Origin of the sequence: Sporosarcina cyprini (genome assembly GCF_022048975.1) — a bacterium.
GTDB classification, from domain to species: domain Bacteria; phylum Bacillota; class Bacilli; order Bacillales_A; family Planococcaceae; genus Sporosarcina; species Sporosarcina cyprini.
Genome location: NZ_JAKMHX010000016.1, coordinates 115152 through 135930 on the forward strand (window position 1 = coordinate 115152; position 20779 = coordinate 135930).

General features: G+C 49.4%; 19 protein-coding genes. 3 read left to right on the forward strand and 16 right to left on the reverse strand.

What is annotated here, in order from left to right; all coding sequences use genetic code 11:
* Positions 1–50 precede the first annotated feature (50 nt).
* From L7D49_RS04200 to L7D49_RS04215, 4 genes are all read right to left on the reverse strand, one after another.
* Positions 51–1217 carry a saccharopine dehydrogenase family protein gene (locus L7D49_RS04200; RefSeq protein ID WP_238079565.1) on the reverse strand — a complete coding sequence of 389 codons (1167 nt, stop codon included), beginning with the start codon at positions 1215–1217 and terminating at the stop codon, positions 51–53.
* 71 nt (positions 1218–1288) lie between these two features.
* The gene (locus L7D49_RS04205) at positions 1289–2767 is read right to left on the reverse strand and encodes an aldehyde dehydrogenase family protein (protein ID WP_238079566.1); all 1479 of its coding nucleotides are present in this window, start codon (positions 2765–2767) and stop codon (positions 1289–1291) included.
* Positions 2768–2932: 165 nt separating this feature from the next.
* Positions 2933–4789: an SEC-C metal-binding domain-containing protein gene (locus L7D49_RS20310; protein ID WP_238079567.1), complete on the reverse strand. Its 1857-nt coding sequence runs from the start codon at positions 4787–4789 to the stop codon at positions 2933–2935.
* A gap of 87 nt (positions 4790–4876) precedes the next feature.
* A complete protein-coding gene (locus tag L7D49_RS04215; RefSeq protein WP_418895847.1) occupies positions 4877–6412 on the reverse strand; it encodes a DHA2 family efflux MFS transporter permease subunit in 1536 nt (511 codons plus the stop codon).
* 221 nt (positions 6413–6633) lie between these two features.
* Here L7D49_RS04215 and L7D49_RS04220 point away from each other — a divergent pair, with 221 nt between their 5' ends.
* Together L7D49_RS04220 and L7D49_RS04225 are read left to right on the forward strand one after the other, a co-directional pair.
* Entirely contained in the window at positions 6634–7527 is an 894-nt protein-coding gene (locus L7D49_RS04220; RefSeq protein WP_238079569.1) for a TetR/AcrR family transcriptional regulator, read from the forward strand.
* Positions 7528–7596: 69 nt separating this feature from the next.
* Positions 7597–8388 (forward strand): TIGR00266 family protein, encoded by a 792-nt coding sequence (locus L7D49_RS04225; protein ID WP_238079570.1) that lies wholly within the window; start codon positions 7597–7599, stop codon positions 8386–8388.
* Positions 8389–8433: 45 nt separating this feature from the next.
* Here L7D49_RS04225 and L7D49_RS04230 read toward each other — a convergent pair whose 3' ends face one another.
* The 11 genes from L7D49_RS04230 to L7D49_RS04280 all read right to left on the reverse strand — a co-directional run bounded on the left by L7D49_RS04230 (position 8434) and on the right by L7D49_RS04280 (position 19635).
* Positions 8434–9753, reverse strand: a complete 1320-nt coding sequence (locus L7D49_RS04230; protein ID WP_238079571.1) for a YjiH family protein — start codon at positions 9751–9753, stop codon at positions 8434–8436.
* Between the two features lie 84 nt (positions 9754–9837).
* A complete protein-coding gene (gene hutI / locus L7D49_RS04235; RefSeq protein ID WP_238079572.1) occupies positions 9838–11091 on the reverse strand; it encodes an imidazolonepropionase in 1254 nt (417 codons plus the stop codon).
* A complete protein-coding gene (gene hutU, locus L7D49_RS04240) occupies positions 11088–12761 on the reverse strand; it encodes a urocanate hydratase (protein ID WP_238079573.1) in 1674 nt (557 codons plus the stop codon). The genes hutI and hutU overlap by 4 nt, the downstream gene beginning before the upstream one ends.
* 211 nt (positions 12762–12972) lie before the next feature.
* A complete protein-coding gene (locus L7D49_RS04245; RefSeq protein ID WP_238079574.1) occupies positions 12973–14403 on the reverse strand; it encodes a helix-turn-helix transcriptional regulator in 1431 nt (476 codons plus the stop codon).
* Positions 14404–14503: 100 nt separating this feature from the next.
* Positions 14504–15466, reverse strand: a complete 963-nt coding sequence (locus L7D49_RS04250) for a 2-hydroxyacid dehydrogenase (RefSeq protein ID WP_238079575.1) — start codon at positions 15464–15466, stop codon at positions 14504–14506.
* A 157-nt stretch (positions 15467–15623) separates the two neighbouring features.
* Complete coding sequence (gene moaA / locus L7D49_RS04255; protein WP_238079576.1) at positions 15624–16634, reverse strand: GTP 3',8-cyclase MoaA; 1011 nt, start codon at positions 16632–16634, stop codon at positions 15624–15626.
* Entirely contained in the window at positions 16618–17208 is a 591-nt protein-coding gene (gene mobA / locus L7D49_RS04260; RefSeq protein WP_238079577.1) for a molybdenum cofactor guanylyltransferase, read from the reverse strand. Before mobA ends, moaA begins: the two co-directional genes overlap by 17 nt.
* Entirely contained in the window at positions 17208–17441 is a 234-nt protein-coding gene (moaD, locus tag L7D49_RS04265) for a molybdopterin converting factor subunit 1 (RefSeq protein WP_238079578.1), read from the reverse strand. The genes mobA and moaD overlap by 1 nt, the downstream gene beginning before the upstream one ends.
* Position 17442: 1 nt before the next feature.
* Positions 17443–17883, reverse strand: coding sequence for a molybdenum cofactor biosynthesis protein MoaE (locus L7D49_RS04270; RefSeq protein ID WP_238079579.1), 441 nt, complete (start codon positions 17881–17883; stop codon positions 17443–17445).
* The gene (gene mobB, locus L7D49_RS04275) at positions 17870–18382 is read right to left on the reverse strand and encodes a molybdopterin-guanine dinucleotide biosynthesis protein B (protein ID WP_238079678.1); all 513 of its coding nucleotides are present in this window, start codon (positions 18380–18382) and stop codon (positions 17870–17872) included. Before mobB ends, L7D49_RS04270 begins: the two co-directional genes overlap by 14 nt.
* Positions 18379–19635: a molybdopterin molybdotransferase MoeA gene (locus L7D49_RS04280; RefSeq protein WP_238079580.1), complete on the reverse strand. Its 1257-nt coding sequence runs from the start codon at positions 19633–19635 to the stop codon at positions 18379–18381. Before L7D49_RS04280 ends, mobB begins: the two co-directional genes overlap by 4 nt.
* Positions 19636–19747: 112 nt before the next feature.
* Here L7D49_RS04280 and moaC point away from each other — a divergent pair, with 112 nt between their 5' ends.
* On the forward strand, positions 19748–20251 hold the full coding sequence (gene moaC / locus L7D49_RS04285) for a cyclic pyranopterin monophosphate synthase MoaC (RefSeq protein ID WP_238079581.1): 504 nt from the start codon (positions 19748–19750) through the stop codon (positions 20249–20251).
* Positions 20252–20255: 4 nt separating this feature from the next.
* On the opposite strand, the gene L7D49_RS04290 is transcribed toward moaC, so the two are convergent.
* Positions 20256–20768 carry a MogA/MoaB family molybdenum cofactor biosynthesis protein gene (locus tag L7D49_RS04290; protein WP_238079582.1) on the reverse strand — a complete coding sequence of 171 codons (513 nt, stop codon included), beginning with the start codon at positions 20766–20768 and terminating at the stop codon, positions 20256–20258.
* Positions 20769–20779 lie beyond the last annotated feature (11 nt).

The window sequence follows — 20779 nt, forward strand, 5'->3', positions numbered from 1 at the left end:
CGATCCCCTTTCTTTCATTCGAAAGGGAAGGCTCCCACCTCCCCTGAAAATTACACGTGTGCTTCTGTTTTTCCTACAGATTCTTCAATGTCGACACCGCGTTTTTTCATTTCTTCAATATATAGTTCGCCTGGGACGATGCTCTCCGGCGGATGGACTCCGCGCTTGGTGATCGTTCCATTCCCGATCATCTGCGCAACAACCGAGATGGTGTTGGCAGTCGCTCGGGCCATCGCTGTTTCATTCACCGTCATATCTTTTTCTGTAACGAGATTGTATTCATACGTTGCCGTTTCACCGTTTTTCTCTCCGCTGACAATGACGCGCAGCAAGACCGCATCCACCTTGTCGCCTAATTTAAGCTGCGGTGACAGCTGTTCCCGCATGACGTCCCGCACTTTCACTTTCGAGCCGCCCACCTCAACTTCGCTGTTCTTTGACAGCAAGCCGAGATCGACGAGCAGCTGGAATTTTTCCGCATGCCCTTTGTACCGGATTGTCTTATATTCCAACGTCTGCACATCCGAGAACGTCTTCGTCAATGTCGATGTTCCACCAGATGTATGGAATGCTTCCAGCTCCCCATAATCCTTGAAATGGATGGACTCCACTTCGGAGAGGGACGGAATTTCGAGCAATTGACCGTCACGAATGACATGAGACGGATCGGTATAATGATCGAATACCCCTTCGAGCGAGAAGACGATATTATAATTGAGCGGCGGCTCCGGCTTCACCGGAATTCCTCCGACATATAATTTAATACTCTCGACCTTATCGAGCTTGCTTGCCCCGTAACCGCTCAGGATGTTGATCATTCCCGGAGCCACCCCTAGATCCGGAATGATTGTTACCCCTTTGGCTTCGGCCTCTTTCGCGAGCCCCAGCACGGCATCGGTCGCCCCGCCGATATGACCGCCGAGGTCGATGGAATGGACGCCGATTTCAACAGCCGTCCGGGCCACTTTTTCATTGAAGGAATAGAATAACGCATTGATGACGACATCCCCAAGTCCCATCACTTCCTTCAATTGCTCATCGTTTGTCGCATCGAGCGATAGAATATCCAACTTATCGGACGAAAGCTTCGCCGCAAACTCTTCCGCCTGCTGCACATTCAAGTCCGCCAAGTACACCTTTTGAACATCATCACTTTTCACAAGATCACGCACTGCCTCTTTCCCCATTAATCCGGCTCCGAGTACTACTACTTTCATCATACAACCCCTACTTCCCTTTAAGATTTCCGTGTCCTCAGATGCTTTTCAATTCGATGATGGACGGAACATTATTCCGTATCAATTTGGGCGCGCTGCAGCTTGCCGCTGAAGTCCACGTAAATGCTCTTCCACTCTGTGAACACATCCAGTGCGGCGACACCCGAATCCCGATGTCCGTTTCCTGTGCCCTTCGTCCCCCCGAACGGCAAATGGATTTCCGCGCCTGTCGTTCCGGCATTGACGTACACGATGCCAGTATCCAGATCCCGCTGCGCTTTGAAGATCGTATTCACATCTTTGGAAAAGATAGAACTCGACAAGCCATACAGGACACTGTTGTTCACTTCAATCGCTTCATCCAGGCTGCCGACTTCAATTAAGGAGACAACTGGCCCGAAGATTTCCTCCTGTGCCAGGCGGCTGTCCCACTTGACGTCTGTGAACAATGTCGGTTCAAAGTAATGGCCGTTCGCCATTTCTCCTTCATTCAGCACATTGCCGCCCGCGATAAGCTTGGCCCCTTCTTCTTTCCCGATTTCGACGTACTTTTGAATCTTTTCGATCGCTTTTCCGTTAATGACAGGACCCACCTTGACGGACTCGTCCAAACCATTTCCGATGGATAAGGTTTTCATCGCCTCTTGAAGCTTCTGCTCCAGCTCTTCCTTTACATCTTTATGCACGATGACCCGGCTGCATGCCGTACAACGCTGACCCGCTGTACCAAATGCACTCCAAAGGATCCCTTCCACGGCCAGATCCAAATCGGCATCATCCATGACGATGACCGCATTTTTGCCGCCCATTTCAAGGGATACTTTTTTCAGATGGCGCCCGCCCGTTTCAGCAACATGGCGGCCTGTTTCTGTCGAACCGGTAAAGGAGATGACGCGGACATCCGGGTGTTCAATCATTGCCGTACCAACTTCCGAGCCGGACCCGAAGACGATATTGGCCACGCCTGCTGGCAAGCCGACTTCCTCGAAAATAAGAGCCATTTCATAGGCCATCATTGGCGTCTCTGTGGCAGGCTTCCAAACGAATGTATTCCCCGCGACCATCGCAGGAAACGACTTCCACGTAGCGATGGCTACCGGGAAATTCCACGGTGTAATCAGCCCGACAACACCGATTGGCGCCCGGACGCTCATTGCAAATTTATCCATCAATTCGGAAGGCACGGTTTCACCGAACAGCCGGCGACCTTCACCCGCCATATAGTAGGCCATGTCGATGCCTTCCTGCACTTCCCCGCGTGCTTCCTCGATCACTTTCCCCATTTCCTTAGTCAGTACTTCTGAGAGATGTTCCTTCTTTTCCTTCATGATATTGCCGATTGCATATAAGTAATCCGCCCGTTTCGGTGCCGGCACGAGTGCCCATTTCTTCTGGGCCTCCTTCGCCGCCTGAACAGCCAGAGCGACATCTTCCTTTGTGGACAGGCGCACTTGCGCAAGTTCTTCTCCAGTTGCCGGGTTCGTGACCGCTGTATATTTCGCTCCCCCACCGTCTTGCCATGAACCTCCGATGTAATTGTTCAATTGCATTACAACATTCCCCTTTCACTCTCGAACTTTTTGGAACCGCTTTCAATTACTCTATTTCGACACGAAGCAGCGGAATCCTTCTTTATTTCTGAAATAAACGGTAAATCAGATGATTATTTTTATTCGAACCAAAAAACCGGGAAGCGCTTGGCTCCCCGGCTTATTTCATAGTAAACCCCAAATATACATGGCCTCATCCAAACTTCCAGGCTCGATCGCGAGATGATCCGGGTAGGGGAATTTCGGAAAATCATTTTCAATTATATGGTCGACGTATGGATTCTCCAAGTTCGCTTTTTCATAAAGCGCTTCAACTTTTTTATTCCACCCATTATTCCGGCTGAGTTCCAGCTTCCATTTCAAAAAAGAAAGCGTAGGATCTGGTAATTCCGTTTCGTACATGTGAATGAGTTCGTCCGCCCGCTTCCAATCTCCGTCTCTCAGACGCGCAGAAATAGCCAAATAGTGAGCGCCTTGCTGATCACTCGGATTTATTTCAACCAGCTTTTCAAAGCAAGCAGCCGCCTCGCCAAAGCGATCTTCTTCAAACTGGAGTACGCCCAGCATGAACAGCGCACGCATATACGGCCGGTTCGTCACTAATGCCCACGGAATTTCAACTGGTTCAAATGTTTGTTCACCGAGCTGCACTGCCTTTTTAATAAGGCTTTCTGCATCTTTCACATCCGTGGAAAGTTCCGCTAAGAGCAAATGCACATCCACAGACTCAGGATCGAGTTTCCCAGCTTCTCGAATCAAACCCTCCACTTTCTCAACATCAGAGAATGCAGCGTACGCTTCATAGCAAAGCATTTGGGCCCGGTCGACATCCGATTTAGGAATAAATGACCGGTTTCCCTCCTCCATCAAATGCTGATTCAGTGCCTCCATTGAATCAAATTCAAGATTCATTGATTTACGGTACATTTCCCAGTTCATTCGTTCGGTAGCGTAAGGGTGGAGACCAATTTGATAACTGATTTGAGGCTGTTCCCTAGTCACCATCTCATCTTCGGCCTTGTTGAGGATCTCGTACATAGGTTCAATATGCTTTGTCATGGAAGATACGGATATTCCAAACAATGCTGCGATATCTTTTTGTGTGCAATGCTTTGCCCCGAGCAAGCCCTGATCATAAAGCACTTTGAATGCAGCAGCGGCCACCCCTTCATGTTTTCTGACGACTGGATTGCATTCCTTGTAATATGCCATGAGTAAGGCTGGTCCAAACTCCAGCGCCACTTTGCCACCCCCATGGGCTTTCAGCTGTTCATCCAGCAAAACAAAGGCCTGTAGCTGGTCGGGTTCAACTAATTCCTCTAGCGTCATTTCCATTACGCCATTGATCATTTTGTAAATGTCGGCGAAATGCGTACGATAGAACTCACGGCTGTTCGACAATCCGCTTTCCTCCGCCATCTTGCTTAGCTTTGACTCTATTAAATTATTTGGAGATTGAAATTGCTGAAGACCGTCTATGATGCGAATTCCGTTTTCCGAAAGTTCATTATCACGCAAGGCTATGGTGAATAAATAATATCCTTCTTTCGGCGGCGCCTCCATATATGCCATCTGTTCAAACTCGTAAGAACTGTCTTCAAGCAACTGTTCGCATATAATTCGCCCATCCTTGACACTCGTCACTTTTGCAAGCAAAACGATAGGCTGCCGCCAGCTTTCCAGTATCTTTCTCGTCCCAGGGCGAAGCGGCGTATTCAGCCATTTCATCAGATGCCGATTCCAAAGATCTTCCCGCTCAATGAACATATAGGCATCTAACATGGTATTTTCCGAATCCTCTTTATCCGCAATCTGGCCGACTTTGCGTTTCCACTCACGCTCATATTCATCCAATTTGTTAAAGTCGACGTTATTCTGAAGTCCACTTTCAAAATAACTTCGAATTACCCGTTCCGTTTCTTCTTGCACAAGCTGATCATTTGTAACTGTTTCTTTCAGTGCGCAGCATTTTTTATATTTCTTACCACTGCCGCAAGGGCATGGTTCGTTACGTCCAATCACACTACCACTTCCTTCTTCTGGATGCTCTAGTACTCATTCTACATGACGAATTGATTTCCCTTCCTACAAAAAAACCGCGCAGGAAGATTACTCCTGCACGGGTTGGGTTTTAGGTTCAAATGTTTCTTTCACAGCCGGTGATTTTGCAGCATTAAAAGTTGGTGGTTTCACCCGCTTGATGAAAAGTGTCAAAATCAGCCCGGCAACCGCAATTAGTGTCGAGATGAAGAAGGAGTGGTTAATTCCATCGAGCATCGCCTGCAACCCGATTTCCTTCTGCATCGCCAATGCTGCCGCCTGGTCAGTTGGCATCTGGCCACTCGCCATCGCTTGTTGTGCCAGCTCTTCCCCTGATTTCTCCATGCGCTTTGTCATAATAGTAAGCAGGAGGGCCGACCCGATAGCTCCCGACACTTGCTGAATCGTATTATTGATGGCTGTACCGTGAGGATTTGATTTCATCGGCAGCTGGTTCAAGCCATTTGTCATGATTGGCATCATAACCATGGACATTCCAAACATCCGAATTGTATAAAGGGCCATTAAATAGTAGTACCCTGAATCCAACTGAAGACGGCTTAAGTAGAATGTGCTGGCAATCGTAATGACAAGTCCCGTTATCGCAATGAATTTCGGGCCGTATTTATCAAAAATCCGCCCAGTAATCGGCGCCATTCCGCCCATAACGATAGCACCCGGCAGCATGAGGAGACCTGCATCGAATGGCGAGATACCCCGGACATTCTGTACGTACAGCGGTGTCAAAATCATACCAGAGAACATCGCGACAGACATGATCATCGAAATGATGGATGCAAGTGCGAACATCGAATGCTTGTAAATCTTGAAATCAAGCAACGGCTCCTTCATGCGAAGTTGGCGGAAGATGAAGATGAGCAGCGAAACTGTACCGATTGCAATGGTTCCATAAACAATTGGCGAACCCCAGCCTTTATCCCCTGCCGAGCTGAAACCATACAGCAAACCGCCGAAGCCGATGCTTGAGAAGATAAGTGAAACCACATCAAGGCGAACTTCACGATTCGGCGTAATGTTTTTGAGTTTGAAAATCGCGAGCAAAATGGAAAGAATCCCAAATGGCAAGACAATTTCAAACAACGTGCGCCATGAGTAATGTTCTACAATCCATCCAGATAATGTCGGTCCAATTGCGGGAGCCGTAAACATAACAAGACTGAAAAGCCCCATCGCAGAGCCCCGTTTTTCAATTGGAAAGGCAACGAGCATAACGTTCATCAATAGCGGCATCATTAATGCCGAGCCTGACGCCTGGATCATCCGCGAAAATACGAGCAGTCCGAATGACGGCGCGACGATTGCAAGTCCAGTACCAAGAGTAAACAGGAGCATCGCTGTGATGAACAGCTTCCTATTTGTAAACTTCTGAACGAAGAAGGCACTTGCCGGAATCATGATTCCGTTCACGAGCATGAAGCCCGTTGTCAGCCATTGAACAGCAGATGGCTTGACCTGAAACTCATTCATAATGGAAGGCAGTGCAATATTTAATAATGTATTGTTCAAAATGGCAACGAAGGCCCCGAAGAACAGAATGGCAATCATTCCATACGGCGGCTTTTCATGCATTTTTTTAATATCCATTTCCAAGCTTGATTCCCCCATATCTATTTAACATGATTGTACCTTGCGTACAACATTTCTACATTTTATACCGTCAGTCCAAAATAATCAATTATAGAAATCGCTTTCATCCAAAAAAACTTTTAATAATTGATATTACAAGCTTTTCACACTAGAATATAGTTAGACTCACAGTACAAAACTACAGATTCCTACCTTATGGAACATGGGGGATTATATAAATGAACGAACGCAAACTTCATGTACTTCTTACTGCACAACGCCTATTTGTTGAAAAAGGCTTTAATTCGACTTCCGTTCAGGACATTATCGAGGAAGCTCATATTTCAAAAGGAACATTCTATAATTATTTCACTTCCAAAAATGAATGCTTGATGGCGATCTTAGAATTCGCCCATGAAGAGTCCACCATCCGCAGACGGGAACTGCTCATTGGCCAGCGGAAAGATGACAAGATGATTTTAGCTGAACAGGTTTTGATTCGGATGCATATTAACCGGGAACGGAATTTATTGCCGATTTTTGAAGCCGTGTTTTATTCAGGTGATGAGGAACTGAGACAGTTCGTCACTTCCTACCATTTAGAAGAATTGAATTGGATTTCTTCCCGTTTGATTGATGTATATGGTGAAACGGCCCGTCCCTATACGATGGAATGCGCCATTATGGTTTTAGGGATGATCAAGCAGCTGATCCATTTTTGGAATGCTTATTCAAAAGATTCGCTGGATATCAATAAACTCGTCCATTTTGCCATTAGACGTGTGGATGCCATCATCTTTGACATGATAGAGCACAACGATACGTTGCTCGGTTCTGATGTACAAGCTGCCGTCAGTTCCGCTGTGAAAAGCCCTGGTGATATTAAAGAACAACTCCACGATAAGTTGCAGTGCTTTCGTAAATCGTTAGCAAAAGAGAAGCACTTGGAAGGACTGGAGTATGTGGATTATTTGCTCAGCGAACTCGAGCAGCCCAACAAGAAGCAACATATTATGGAAGCCGTCGCCCGTTCTTTCCGTGAGTTATTCAGCAAGGAAGGGCCTCACACGCTCCATGCAAATGAAATTGCTAATTTACTATGGCAATATATTGATTTGGAAGCAATAAAATAATTAATCAAATGAAACCTTTCCCTTTCCCCAGCGTAGATTGACTACCAAATATGAACTTGGAGGTTCACTATGAACAATCACGAAATCGACTACAAGCTTTACGGGGATGACATGCAATTTGTAGAAGTGGAATTAGATCCTCATGAAACGGTCGTTGCAGAAGCGGGTTCCCTCATGATGATGCAGGACGGCATTGAAATGGAGACCATCTTTGGCGATGGCTCCGGCGCAGGCGGCGGTTTGATGGGGAAATTGATGGGAGCCGGAAAACGGTTGATTACAGGCGAAAGCTTATTCATGACGACCTTCACGAATACAGGCTCCGGCAAGAAGCATGTCTCCTTCGCCGCTCCTTATCCGGGTAAAATCATTCCTGTCGATTTAAGCCAATATAGCGGCAAAATCATCTGTCAAAAAGACGCTTTCCTAGCTGCGGCCAAAGGTGTATCGGTCGGTGTCGAGTTCCAGCGCAGGCTGGGTGCCGGCTTCTTCGGTGGAGAAGGTTTCATCATGCAAAAGCTTGAAGGGGACGGAATGGCCTTTATCCATGCGGGAGGAACGATTGTCGAAAAGACGCTCGCTCCTGGAGAAATGCTGCGTGTGGATACAGGCTGCCTGGTTGCTATGACGCATGACGTCGACTATAACATCGAAATGGTGAAAGGTGTGAAAACGGCTTTATTCGGAGGGGAAGGACTGTTCTTCGCTACTCTGCGCGGTCCCGGAAAAGTCTGGATCCAGTCGTTGCCATTCTCCCGTCTTGCCAGCCGTGTATTCGCCGCGGCACCTGGGACGCCAGGCGGCTCGAAGGATGAAGGCAGCATAGCAGGCGGATTGTTCAATATGTTAGGCGGAAAATAATAGAGAGACATCCGGTGCGCACAGAGCGGCCGGATGTCTCTTTATTCATAGCAATAAAAAGGCAATTGGTGTGACAATAATAATTGTTAGAATGACCCGCTGTACCCAAATGGCAAGCAATTGCGGGATTGAAATTGGAATCTCTGTCGACACGATACATGGCACAACAGCTGAGAAGAAGATGATCGACGAGACGGATACAACTGCGATGACAAACTTGACGACGAGCGCCGATTCGACGACGAGCATCGCCGGCAGGAACATTTCTGCAATACCGAGCGCACTCGCTTTTGCTACAAGCATCGGTTCCGGCAGCTGCAGCGCCCATGTGAACGGATAGAAAATATAGCCGATCCAATCAAACACCGGCGTAAATTCCGCCAACACCAGACCAAGCAGGCCGATGGAAAGGATGGACGGCAAGATGGCCATCGCCATGAGCAAGCCGTCGCGCACATTCATGACGATGTTCTGCCCGAACGATGGCGCCTTGGATACTGTCTCCATCGCTTCGCCCCAGGCTGCTGCAAATCGCTTCCCTTCCGGCTTCACTTCTGGCTGCGGCGTCGAACCTTCGTAATATTCATCCGTGATGGAACGGAGCGGCCAGAGATGAACCGTGATGGCCGTCACGATGAATGTGACAACGAGCGTTACCCAGAAATAAAGATTCCACATACTCATCAAATCGAGTGTTTTCGCTACGACCACCATAAAGGTTGCAGAAACGGTCGAGAAACCCGTTGCAATGATGGCCGCTTCTTTGGCGGTATATTTCCCCTCTTTATAAACCCGATTGGTAATGAGCAGCCCTAATGAATACGAACCGACGAAAGAGGCGACGGCATCAATCGCAGAACGGCCCGGTGTCCGCCAGATTGGCCGCATGACAGGCTGCACGAGGACTCCGACAAATTCCAGCAATCCGTACCCGACCAACAGCGCCAAGAAAATAGCGCCAATCGGAACGAGCAAACCAACAGGAATCACAAGTTTATTCAATAAAAACGGTCCCATGCCCGGTTCAAACAGCCAAGCCGGCCCGATATTAAAAATAAGCATGATGCCGACAATCAAGCCGATGACTTTGAAAAACGAGAAAATCATATTCACTTTCGATTTCTTCCATGTTCCTGAAGCAAACGGATAGACTGCACCAGCCAAAATGACTAACAGCGCATAATACGGTAGCGCACCAGCTGCGTTTGTCTGAATCCACGTCACGATATGGTCAAGCATGATTGAATTCTTTTCACCAATTGTAATGGGCACAAAAAACATGAATGCCCCGATTGCACTGAACACAAAAAACTTCCACATCCCCGGAGTTGAACGGGTTTTCACACTTTCCTGCAATTGAGCCATCTTCCTCACCTCTCATTTGAATATTCAATCTTCTCTCGTTACAAGAAAGCCGTGAATGCTTCTCCCGCCATTCACGGCTATTTCTTATCCTACAACCCGTTTCCCTTTCTTCCACACTTGCCCGACATGGTTCACGCCGAACAAATACTGCAATTCTTGATAGTTGGACGCATTCCACAGGACCACATCACCTTGCTTGCCAACTTCCAACGATCCGATCTTTTCCTCCATCCGGATGGCGCATGCCGCATTCATTGTTGCAGCAACAAGCGCTTCCGCCGGTGTGAGACGCATGGATATACAAGCCAGATTCATGACGAGTGGCATTGACGTAGTCGGCGATGAGCCCGGATTGCAATCGGTCGAAATGGCGACCGCCACCCCTTCATCAACCATCTGGCGCCCTTTCGCCGCTTCTTCCCTTAGGAACAGCGCCGTTGCAGGCAATAGACATGCAATAACACCAGCTTCCGCCATATTCCGAATCCCTTCATCCGACGCTTTCAATAAATGCTCCGCCGAAATCGCACCGACTTTCGCAGCAAGCTCCGCCCCGCCATACGATTCAATTTCATCCGCATGGATTTTCGGGATCAACCCGTACTTCTTCCCAGCTTCAAGAATCCGCTCCGATTGCTCCGGCGTAAACACTCCGACTTCACAGAATACGTCGTTGAATACGGCTAACTTCTCTTCCGCTACGACTGGAAGCATGTCATTGATAATGCTATTAATATATTCTTCTTCATTCCCTTTATATTCTTGCGGAACGGCATGTGCCGCCATGAATGTCGGCACGAGGTCGATCGGATGAAGCTCCTTCAGCCGTTTCATCGCCCGCAGCTGCTTCAGCTCTGTTTCGAGGTCAAGCCCATAGCCGCTTTTCCCTTCCACTGTCGTGACGCCATGCGCGAGGAACGAATCCAGGCGCTTGGAAGCTTGCTCGATCAAGTCATCCTCTGTCGCTTCCCGTGTCATGCGGGTCGTCGCATGAATGCCGCCGCCCGCATTCATGATATCCATATACGTGGCGCCTTCCAGACGCATTTCAAATTCCCGTTCTCGGCTGCCGCCGAAGACGACATGAGTATGAGGATCAACAAGACCTGGCGTAACAAGGCCTCCTGTCGCATCGACCACTTCCGCTTCCTTGGAACGCTCCCCATACTTGCGTTCCAGCTCTTCCGTTGTGCCAACTGCTTGAATGACGCCGTCTTCTATCCATACACTGCCATCCTCAATAATGCCGAGCTCCGACATATCCTTGCGTTTTCTCGGACCGTTCTCTCCGCGAATTGTCGCTAGCTGTGCTGCATGTTTAATCCAAACCGGTTTCAAGAATTCTCACCTTCCAGCATTGGGATATGAACCCCTTTTTCCTTCGCCGTCTTAATGGCGAGATTGTATCCTGCATCGACATGGCGCGCGATGCCCATGCCAGGGTCTGTCGTCAAGACGCGTTCCAAACGCTCTTCCGCTTCCTTCGTGCCGTCTGCAACAATGACCATGCCGGCGTGCTGCGAATATCCCATACCGACGCCGCCCCCGTGGTGGACCGACACCCACGTCGCCCCTCCGACCGCATTGATCATCGCATTTAAAATAGGCCAGTCAGATACAACATCCGAGCCATCCTTCATCGCTTCCGTCTCGCGGTTTGGCGAGGCGACAGAACCGGAATCGAGATGGTCGCGGCCAATGACGATTGGTGCGCTGATTTCACCACTTGCGACCATGTCGTTAATAATCTTTCCAAAGCGTGCCCGTTCGCCGTATCCAAGCCAGCAAATCCGGGACGGCAAGCCTTGGAACTGAATTTTTTCCTGGGCCATTTTGATCCAATTGCAAAGATGCGTATTATAGCTGAATTCACGAAGTATCACTTCGTCCGTCTTGCGGATATCTTCCGGATCACCGGATAATGCCACCCAGCGGAAAGGCCCTTTCCCTTCGCAGAACTGCGGACGGATGTACGCCGGAACGAATCCAGGAAAATCAAACGCGCGCTCGACTCCTTCGTCCTTCGCCACTTGGCGAATGTTGTTCCCATAGTCGAACGTAATCGCGCCTTTATCCATCATGTCGATCATGGCCGCTACATGCTTTGCCATGGATGCTTTTGAACTTTTCACATACTCTTCCGGATTTGATCCGCGAAGTTCCGCTGCTTCGGCAAGTGTCATGCCGGAAGGGATATAGCCATTGAGCGGATCATGTGCCGATGTCTGGTCTGTCAGTACATCCGGATTGAAGCCTCTAGCGATCATCTCAGGGAGAACGTCTGACGCATTACCAAGCAATCCAATCGACAGCGCCTTCCCTTCCTTCTTGGCTTCTTCCGCCAGACGGATCGCTTCATCAAGAGAATCCGTTTTAACGTCCGTGTATCTTGTTTCAATTCGGCGGTCGATTCGCGTCTCATCTACTTCCACCGCGATGCAGACGCCGCCTGCCATTGTCACGGCAAGCGGTTGAGCCCCGCCCATGCCGCCAAGGCCAGCCGTCAGCGTGATGGTTCCTTTCAGAGAGCCGCCAAAATGCTGTTTCGCTAGTTCTGCAAACGTCTCATACGTTCCTTGCACGATCCCTTGCGAGCCGATATAAATCCAACTTCCCGCCGTCATTTGGCCGTACATCATCAGACCTTTCTTATCGAGCTCATGGAACGTATCCCAATTCGCATACGCCGGAACAATATTCGAATTTGCAATTAAGACGCGCGGTGCGTTTGCATGGGTTTTAAAAATGACGACTGGCTTTCCGGACTGGATGAGCAACGTTTCATCATTCTCCAGCTCCTTCAGCGACCGGACGATCGCGTCGAAACTCTCCCAATTCCGCGCTGCCTTGCCGATGCCGCCATAGACAACGAGGTTTTCCGGATGCTCCGCCACGTCAGGATGCAGATTATTCATCAACATCCGAAGCGCCGCTTCCTGCTGCCATCCTTTCGTATTCAATTCCGTCCCCCTGTATTGAACTACCTTCTCCATTGTATCCGCTTTCATTTTTGACGACCCCCTTTTTTCGTTACTTTCATTCTATAGGTAATGTTCGGTTAATTGTTTATATTATTTTGTTATTACTTATACTTTCACAGCCGTTTAACGAGGTTTTTATATTTTATTTCACATTTTTATATAATGTCTCTATCCTTTTGTCCTTTCATGGACTTGCAGCCTTTCTAATAGAAAAAGGCGAGAGATAACCTCGCCGTTGCTACCTGTTTCTATATTGATTAGGCGTCAGCCCAGTCGCTTCCTTAAAACGCCTGCTGAAATACGTTGCATGGGTAAATCCAGCAGCCATGGCAACATCCGCAATCGACAAATCCGTTTCTTGCAATAAACGCTCAGCTTCCTCCACCCTTTTTTTCAGCAAGGAGTCACTGAATGACTCCCCAGCCTCGCTCGCATATTTCCGGCTCAGCGTGCTCTTATGCATGTTCAATTCTTCCGCACAAGCAGCGAGGCTCCAGGAGGCATTCCAATAATTTAAGGCAATGCGCTCCCTCACTTTTTCTTCGACAAGCGTGGATTGCCTCGAAACGATCTGTGCTGTTCCGAAAAGCGTAGTGACAAATGTGATGAACGACTCGACGATCCGGTAAACGACAGGCTCCCGGATGATCGTTTCGAATAGGGTTAAATAAGCGCTCTCCGCCGCCTCCGATATGAGTGATTTTGATGTCATGTAACGCCGCACTTGTGCCAAGATGCTCGTCAAACGGATCCGTACCATCTCGGGGTTCGGGTACGGTGCGGATAACGTCAGGAAATCTTGCTCCATCCAACTTCTAATTTCGGCAGATTGCTGTTTTTCCAACATCTCAATCCATTTCCTCTGTTCAAGTGGCGATAAAAATGGATCCAAATCCCGCCAATGGATGTCTTTCTCCTCCAATGTAAGAATATCGTACCCGTCATAAAAGATTCGTTCGTGAAACCGGCGCATCTTCCTGTAAAGCTCACGATAGCTGATCCGCTTTGTTCCTTCATGCAAATAGATCGTCAAAAGCGTATCCGACTGGTATTTCCATTCAGAGAAGAAGGCACGGTATGCTTCCTGAAGTTCGGCAGACTCTTTCATTTCATGGACAACGAGAACAAAATCCGAAAATGGAAACACATCATAACGGGTCGGAAAATCGTACCTTTCCAGTTCTCTCACGAGATAACGCAGCTTATCCAGATGAGACGGGGCGATCAAGCCAATAAGCAATAACCGGTCTGGGTATGTATTGCCTACCAGGAAGTCTTCATAGGTGAGGGGCAGGTCGGATTTGTTCTGCCGTTTCAGCTGCACTTTTTCATTGCGCCGCCGAAACCTAAGCTGCTGGACATGCGATATGAGCCGCTCCGGCTGCAATGGCCTAAACAGGATATCTTCCGCTTTCATTGACAAAGCCTCGTACACGGTTTGAAAAGTACGTTCAGATGATAGGCCAAGCCATTTCACATGAGCAGGTATGGTCATTTTCCCTTCGGTAATGAACTTCATGTCGATAATATAGAAATCGGCCTCATGCATCCATTCCAAATCTGCAGCCTGCTCTGCAATCGTTACTTGCATATCATTCCATTGCGATGTGAGGAGCCATTTCAACCCTTGTGATTCAAGCGGGTCATGAAGAAGCATATAGATGTGCATCATTTCACCTTCGTTTTACTTGAGTTTCGAAACTAGTTTCACTTATTCGGCAGGGCCTCTCTTAGCAAAAGAAGGGAGAAACGGAATCTCCCAACACCCCTTACACAATGCGATTATCCGGCTCCTGGCCTTCCAACACAGCCAGAATGGCTTCGGCATTCATTTGCATCATCGCTTTCCTTGTCTCCACCGTTGCACTGCCGATATGCGGCAAGGCCGTTACACTCGGCAGCGTGAGCAATGGGTGATGCTTGGAAACCGGTTCTTTTTCCCAGACATCTAGACCGGCGCCCCAAATCGTTTCATTTATCAGCGCTTCATACAGCGCGTCTTCATCGATAATCCCACCGCGCGACATGCTGATCAAGGTCGCCGTTTTTTTCATAAGACCCAGTTCCCGCTGCCCGATCATTCCGGCGGTTTGTTCTGTCAAAGGCGCCAAAACAACGACATGATCTGCGCTCTCTAATAATTGTTCCAGCTCCGCGTATTCACAACCATATTTCTGTTCAACTTCCACTTTCCGGCTCCGGTTATGATACAGGACACGCATGTTGAAACCGCTGGCACGCCGCATGACCGCTTCCCCGATCCGGCCCATTCCGATAATGCCGAGCGTCTTTCCGCCCACATCCATTCCCGTAAAGCCCATCGGTGTCCAGGATAACCACCCGCCATGGCGCAATTCCCGTTCCGCGCGATTCAGCCTGCGCGCCGTTGCCAGCAGCAAGGCAAACGCCAAATCAGCCGTCGTCTCGGTGAGCACATCCGGCGTATTCGTGACGATAATTCCCTTGTCCTTCGCGGCATTTATATCAATATTATTGAATCCTACCCCCATATTGGCGATGACTTTCAATGGTCCAGCCGCTTCCAGCAGCTCGCGATCAATACGATCTGAAACGACTGTCCATAGTGCATCCACTTGTGCAATTTCCTCTTGCAATACGGAACGGCGCACGGCCGATACATCGGAGTCCCACATCCTGACTTCAAACTTCTCCCGAAGCGGAGCTACTATCTCCTCCGGCAACTTTCTTGTAATGAACACACTCGGTCTCATTCCCCTTACCTCCCGATATCGTTTCATCTATCGTAGCATAATTCAGTCATTGACTAACAAACGAATAACACCTACCCATGCTTTGCACAATGTTAGACAGGTAAAAGAAAAAAACGTCCCACAGCCGCTTCACCCGGTCCGCAGAACGTTTTCTTCCTCACCCTCCAATATAGCTCATATCAATCTTCTTGCGGTTTTTCGCCGTCTGTTCCGTTCGCTCATCGGAATACCGGTCGCCGCGCCGCTCCCATACGGAGACAATTCGGTCACGAACCTCATCATCGGGCATTTCACTGCGGATCAACTCGCGTAAGTCGAAGCCGCTGGATGCAAATAGGCAGGTGTACAGCTTGCCTTCCGAAGAAAGCCTTGCCCGTGTACAGGAGGAACAGAAGGATTCCGATACAGACGTGATGAAACCGACTTCCGCGCCATTGTCGAGATAGCGGTAGCGTTTCGCAACTTCGCCGAAATACGCTTCCTCGGCAGGCTCCATCTCGTACTCCTCTTTCAGCATGTTATAGATTTCCTTCTTCGTAACGACCTTCTCAAAGCTCCAGCCGTTGTCGTTGCCGACGTCCATGAATTCAATGAACCGTAGCGTAATGCCCCGTTCCTTGAAATAGGAAGCCATCGGCAGGATTTCCTTTTCGTTGACGCCTTTTTGTACGACCATGTTCATTTTGATGTCAAAGCCGATTTCCTTCGCTCGATCGATATTGGAAAGGATGAGATCCGGCTTGATGCCGCGGCCGTTCATTGCTCCGAACAGCTCCGGATCGAGCGCATCCAGACTCATATTCAACCGGCGGAGACCCGCTTCATAGAGCGGCTTGGCGTACTGGCCAAGCAGCACACCGTTCGTCGTCAGCCCGATATCCTCAATTCCCTCGATATCCATCAGCCTGGCAATCAAATTGGGAAGATCCCGCCGCATCAATGGCTCGCCACCCGTCAACCTGAGCTTCTTTACGCCAAGAGAGGCAAAAATGCGTGATAATCGCTCGATCTCTTCAAATGACAGCAGTTCGCTTTTCGGCAGAAACGCATAATCATCACCGAATACCTCTTTGGGCATGCAGTACGTACATCTGAAGTTGCATCGGTCTGTCACTGAAATCCGTAAATCACGGATCGGGCGCCCAAGCTTATCAACGATCGCCTCCATCTGATTCTCTCCTTTCCAACACACCGGGTGTATTCATATTCTCGAAAACCTTAGCAGGGTTGCTTGTCAATGAACAGCCATCCACCCACTGGACGCCGATCTTTTCCTGCACTTCCATCACGCGTCTACGCCCGCTCTCCAGTGCTTGCCGCAATTCAGCCTTTGCCGAGGCATCCCACACCGAAACGAGCGGATGCTTCTTACCGTCTAAAACGACTGCCGTCACTCCCGATTGGTGCCTCTTTAGCAGTTCACCAATCACGCCCGGCTCCATGAAGGGCATATCACACGGCAACACGACATAATGATCGGCTTTTATTGACTCCATCCCGGATAAAATGCCCGCAACCGGACCTTGTCCTGCAATCTCTTCCTGATCCGTCACAATCTTGATTCCTTCTGGAAACTGCGGCACCAACTCCGGTCTTGTGACAATTAGGCACGCTTCACAAAAAGGAGCCATTGCCTGAAGAGTGTACTTAAAATACGGAACCCCTTCCCACTCCGCGAATGCTTTAGGCGAGCCGAATCGGCTGGACAAGCCACCTGCAAGGACAATTCCGGCCGTCCGCATCAACCTCCGCTCACAGGAGGGATGAATGCGCAAACGTCTCCGGATCGGATCGTATCTTCCTTTAACACATATTCTTCATTTACCGCGACTTGAACGTTGTCTGCACCAAAACCCGGGTATGCCGATTCCGCCCAGTCGAGCAGCTCCGCAACAGTCAGTTCTTCCCGATCCAGCGTCTCCTCGCCTTTCCCGGCCACATCTCGCAACCTAGCAAAATACTTTACTGTAATCAACTCACTCCACCCCTTTCGCCGGATATTTTTTCTGCGCACCGATCCACTCTTCGCCATCTTCCCAAATCTCTTTTTTCCAAATCGGAACGACTTCCTTAATGCGGTCGATGGCGTACTCATTGGCCTCATACGCCGCTTTCCGATGCGGGGACGAAACAGCGATAACGACTGCAATATCGGAAATTTGGAGCTCCCCGATTCGGTGGGCTATCGCAACTCGAACCCCCGGCCATCTTTCCTCCATCTCCGCTCCGATTTCGGCCATCTTTCTCTCCGCCATCGGAACATAAGCTTCGTACGATAAATACAGCGTCCGTACGCCATGTGTCCATTCCCGTACATTGCCGGTGAAGACGGTCACTGCCCCCGCTGACGGATGCAGGACGTAATCCATATATTTTTTTACTTCAATCGGATCCTCAACAATTTCAAACGGTTTCATACGCACGCCCCCCTGCTATCCATTTGACAAACCATTCATCGATTTCCCGTTCATTCTCCCGCGAATCAATATGCATACAATCCGTTTCGATATCGGGACAGCCAATCACAAGCTGTTTCCCTTCTATACTTCGCAGGGAGTCCCAATCTTCCTCGTTTCGAAGGAGCATCACTTTTTCTCCTTTTTCCCCTTTATAGCCTTCTATTAATAAAACATCCGACTGTCCTAGAGATACGAGCGTTTTCAGCTGCATAAAGTCAGGTTCTTCATTCCAGATGAATTGAACCGAACCTCCTCCCGCGACGAGTGTCGCATCTGCACCGTTTGCTAAAAATGTACCGGTATCTGTTCCTTCATCAGGCATCACGGGCTTGCCGCCATGGCCATGGTGTTTCAGTACGGCGACCGAGACTCCCTGTTCCTTGAGCAAGCGCACCCATCTTGATATGAGTGTCGTTTTCCCGCTGTTTTTATAGCCGACGACATGCAATGTTTTCATACCGTCCACTCGCTGACGCCTTGCTCGCTTCCTAAAAGGAGAATATCGACTTCGTCCCCTGCCTCATAACCACGTGTCCCACTCGGCAGCACAATGAGGCAATTCCCTCGGGCGATTGAAGAGACCGCATTGGATTTATTGAAACCTGCCGGCGAAGCGATGATTCCATCGGGCGTGAATTTCCAAGTCGCCCGGATGAATCGTGTGAATGGGTTCGGTTTAGAGAAATCCTCTCCAAGCCGCGCTCGCATCCTTGGCATATAAGGTGCACTGTTGCCCATCATACCGAGAATGGCCGGGCGTGCGAACAGTTCAAATCCCGTAAAGCAAGCAGATGGATTGCCGGACAGCCCGAACAGCAGCTTTTCCCCTAAAACTACTACCGTCGTAACGCTGCCTGGACGCATCGCTACTTTATTGAACAACACTTTTGCGCCGAGCCGCTCATAAATAGCCGGCAAATAATCATAATCGCCGACCGAAACACCGCCTGTCGTCAAAAGAAGATTTGTCTCCTCTATCGCCTTCGCGACAAGTTCTGTGCAGGCGTCTAGATCGTCCTCCATCATCCCGTACGAACGGTATGCAATCCCCATCCGCTCCAGCTGGGCGCGAATCATCGGTCCGTTCGAGTTGCGGATTTTCCCGGGCATGAGCTCATCCGCCACATCAAGCAGCTCCGTTCCTGTTGACAGCACACCTGCGACTGGTTTTTTCGCCACTTCCACTTGGGCGTAACCAAATGTCGCGAGCAGCGCAATCGTTCCCGGATGAATGAGGGAACCTGCTTCCACCAACCGTTCTCCCGCTTTGGCATCTTCCCCTCTAAAGGAAATGTTCTCGCCGGGTTCAAATGGTTTGCGCAGTGTAAAATCGGCTTCCCCTTCTACCGTCTGCTCCAGCATGACGACTGCGTCCGCTCCTTCCGGCAGCTGAGCTCCCGTCATGATCCGATATGCTTCCTTTTCACCAATCGGCTTGTCGCCTACATATCCCGCGCCAATTTCGCCAATCACCCGGAAAGATTTCCGGTTATCGCCGGATGCTCCTTCGGAATCGATCGACCGGATGGCAAAACCGTCATAAGGCGATCGGTCAAAAGGCGGTACATCGTGCTTCGCCACAATCGGCTCAGCCAGTATTCTGCCATACGCCTGATCAAGTACTACCTTCTCCGTCCCAAGCGATGCAACATGTTTCATGACAAGACGGACTGCTTCGGAAACCGGAATCGGCTTTCTCATTTCCACCATGCAAACCCGCTCCCCTCTTCTGTTATACTTATACAATAAACTAGTTATCCTTGAGTTCGTAAAATTCGAACTCTCTTATACTAACAGTACTATGACGGAAGGAATGAATCCATTGTCTGAACTCACGCATTTCAATGAGCAGGGCCGCGCCAAGATGGTCGACGTCTCCGACAAATCCATTACGCCCCGAATTGCCGTTGCCACTTCGTCCATCGTCGTCAACGAAACGATCCACTCACAAATTACCGAAGGGACGAATAAAAAAGGCGACGTCTTCGCCGTGGCGCAAGTCGCTGCCATCATGGCCGCCAAAAATACATCTTCCATCATTCCAATGTGCCATCCACTCGCTTTGACAGGTGTAGATGTCCGTTTCACCTGGAATATTGACGAGACAGCCCATCACTACGAAGTACGAATTCAAGCGGAAGTGAAAACAAAAGGCGTGACCGGCGTTGAAATGGAGGCCCTCACGGCCGCCTCGGCTGCAGCACTCACCATTTACGATATGTGCAAAGCAGCCAGCAAGGACATGGTCATCGGGCCGACGATGCTGCTGTCCAAAACAGGCGGAAAAAACGGCGATTACGCACGCCAACCCGATGGAAACGACTAACTAATTAAAGCCGGTGCTTCGTCAACTCGTACACGATGTGATGGAGCTCCGGCAAAATCAGTTTTTCCATGGCAAGTTTCACAGCCTTCGACGAACCCGGCAACGCGTAAAGCGCCTTTTCTCCAATCCCCCCAGCTGTGGCGCGGCTTAACATTGCTTTCGAACCGACATCTTCCGTGTAGCTCAAATAGCGGAACAGCTCTCCAAAGCCATCAATCCGCTTCGTAAAATAGGGTGTCACCGTTTCAATCGTCACATCCCGCAAACCGATCCCCGTTCCGCCAGTGATCACTATCGCATCGACGCTCGCATCCTGCAGCCATTGATTCACGACCGCTTCAATCGATTCCCGTTCATCAGAACAGATTCGGCGCACCTGAATATGATGGCCTGCTGCTCTCGCCAACTCTTCTATTACATCTCCGCTTTTATCATTTGCCGCGGTACGCGTATCACTGACAGTTAAGATGCCTATGCCAATCGGCTTTCGTTTATCTGTTGGCAGCAGTTCCGACAACTTCCTTCCCC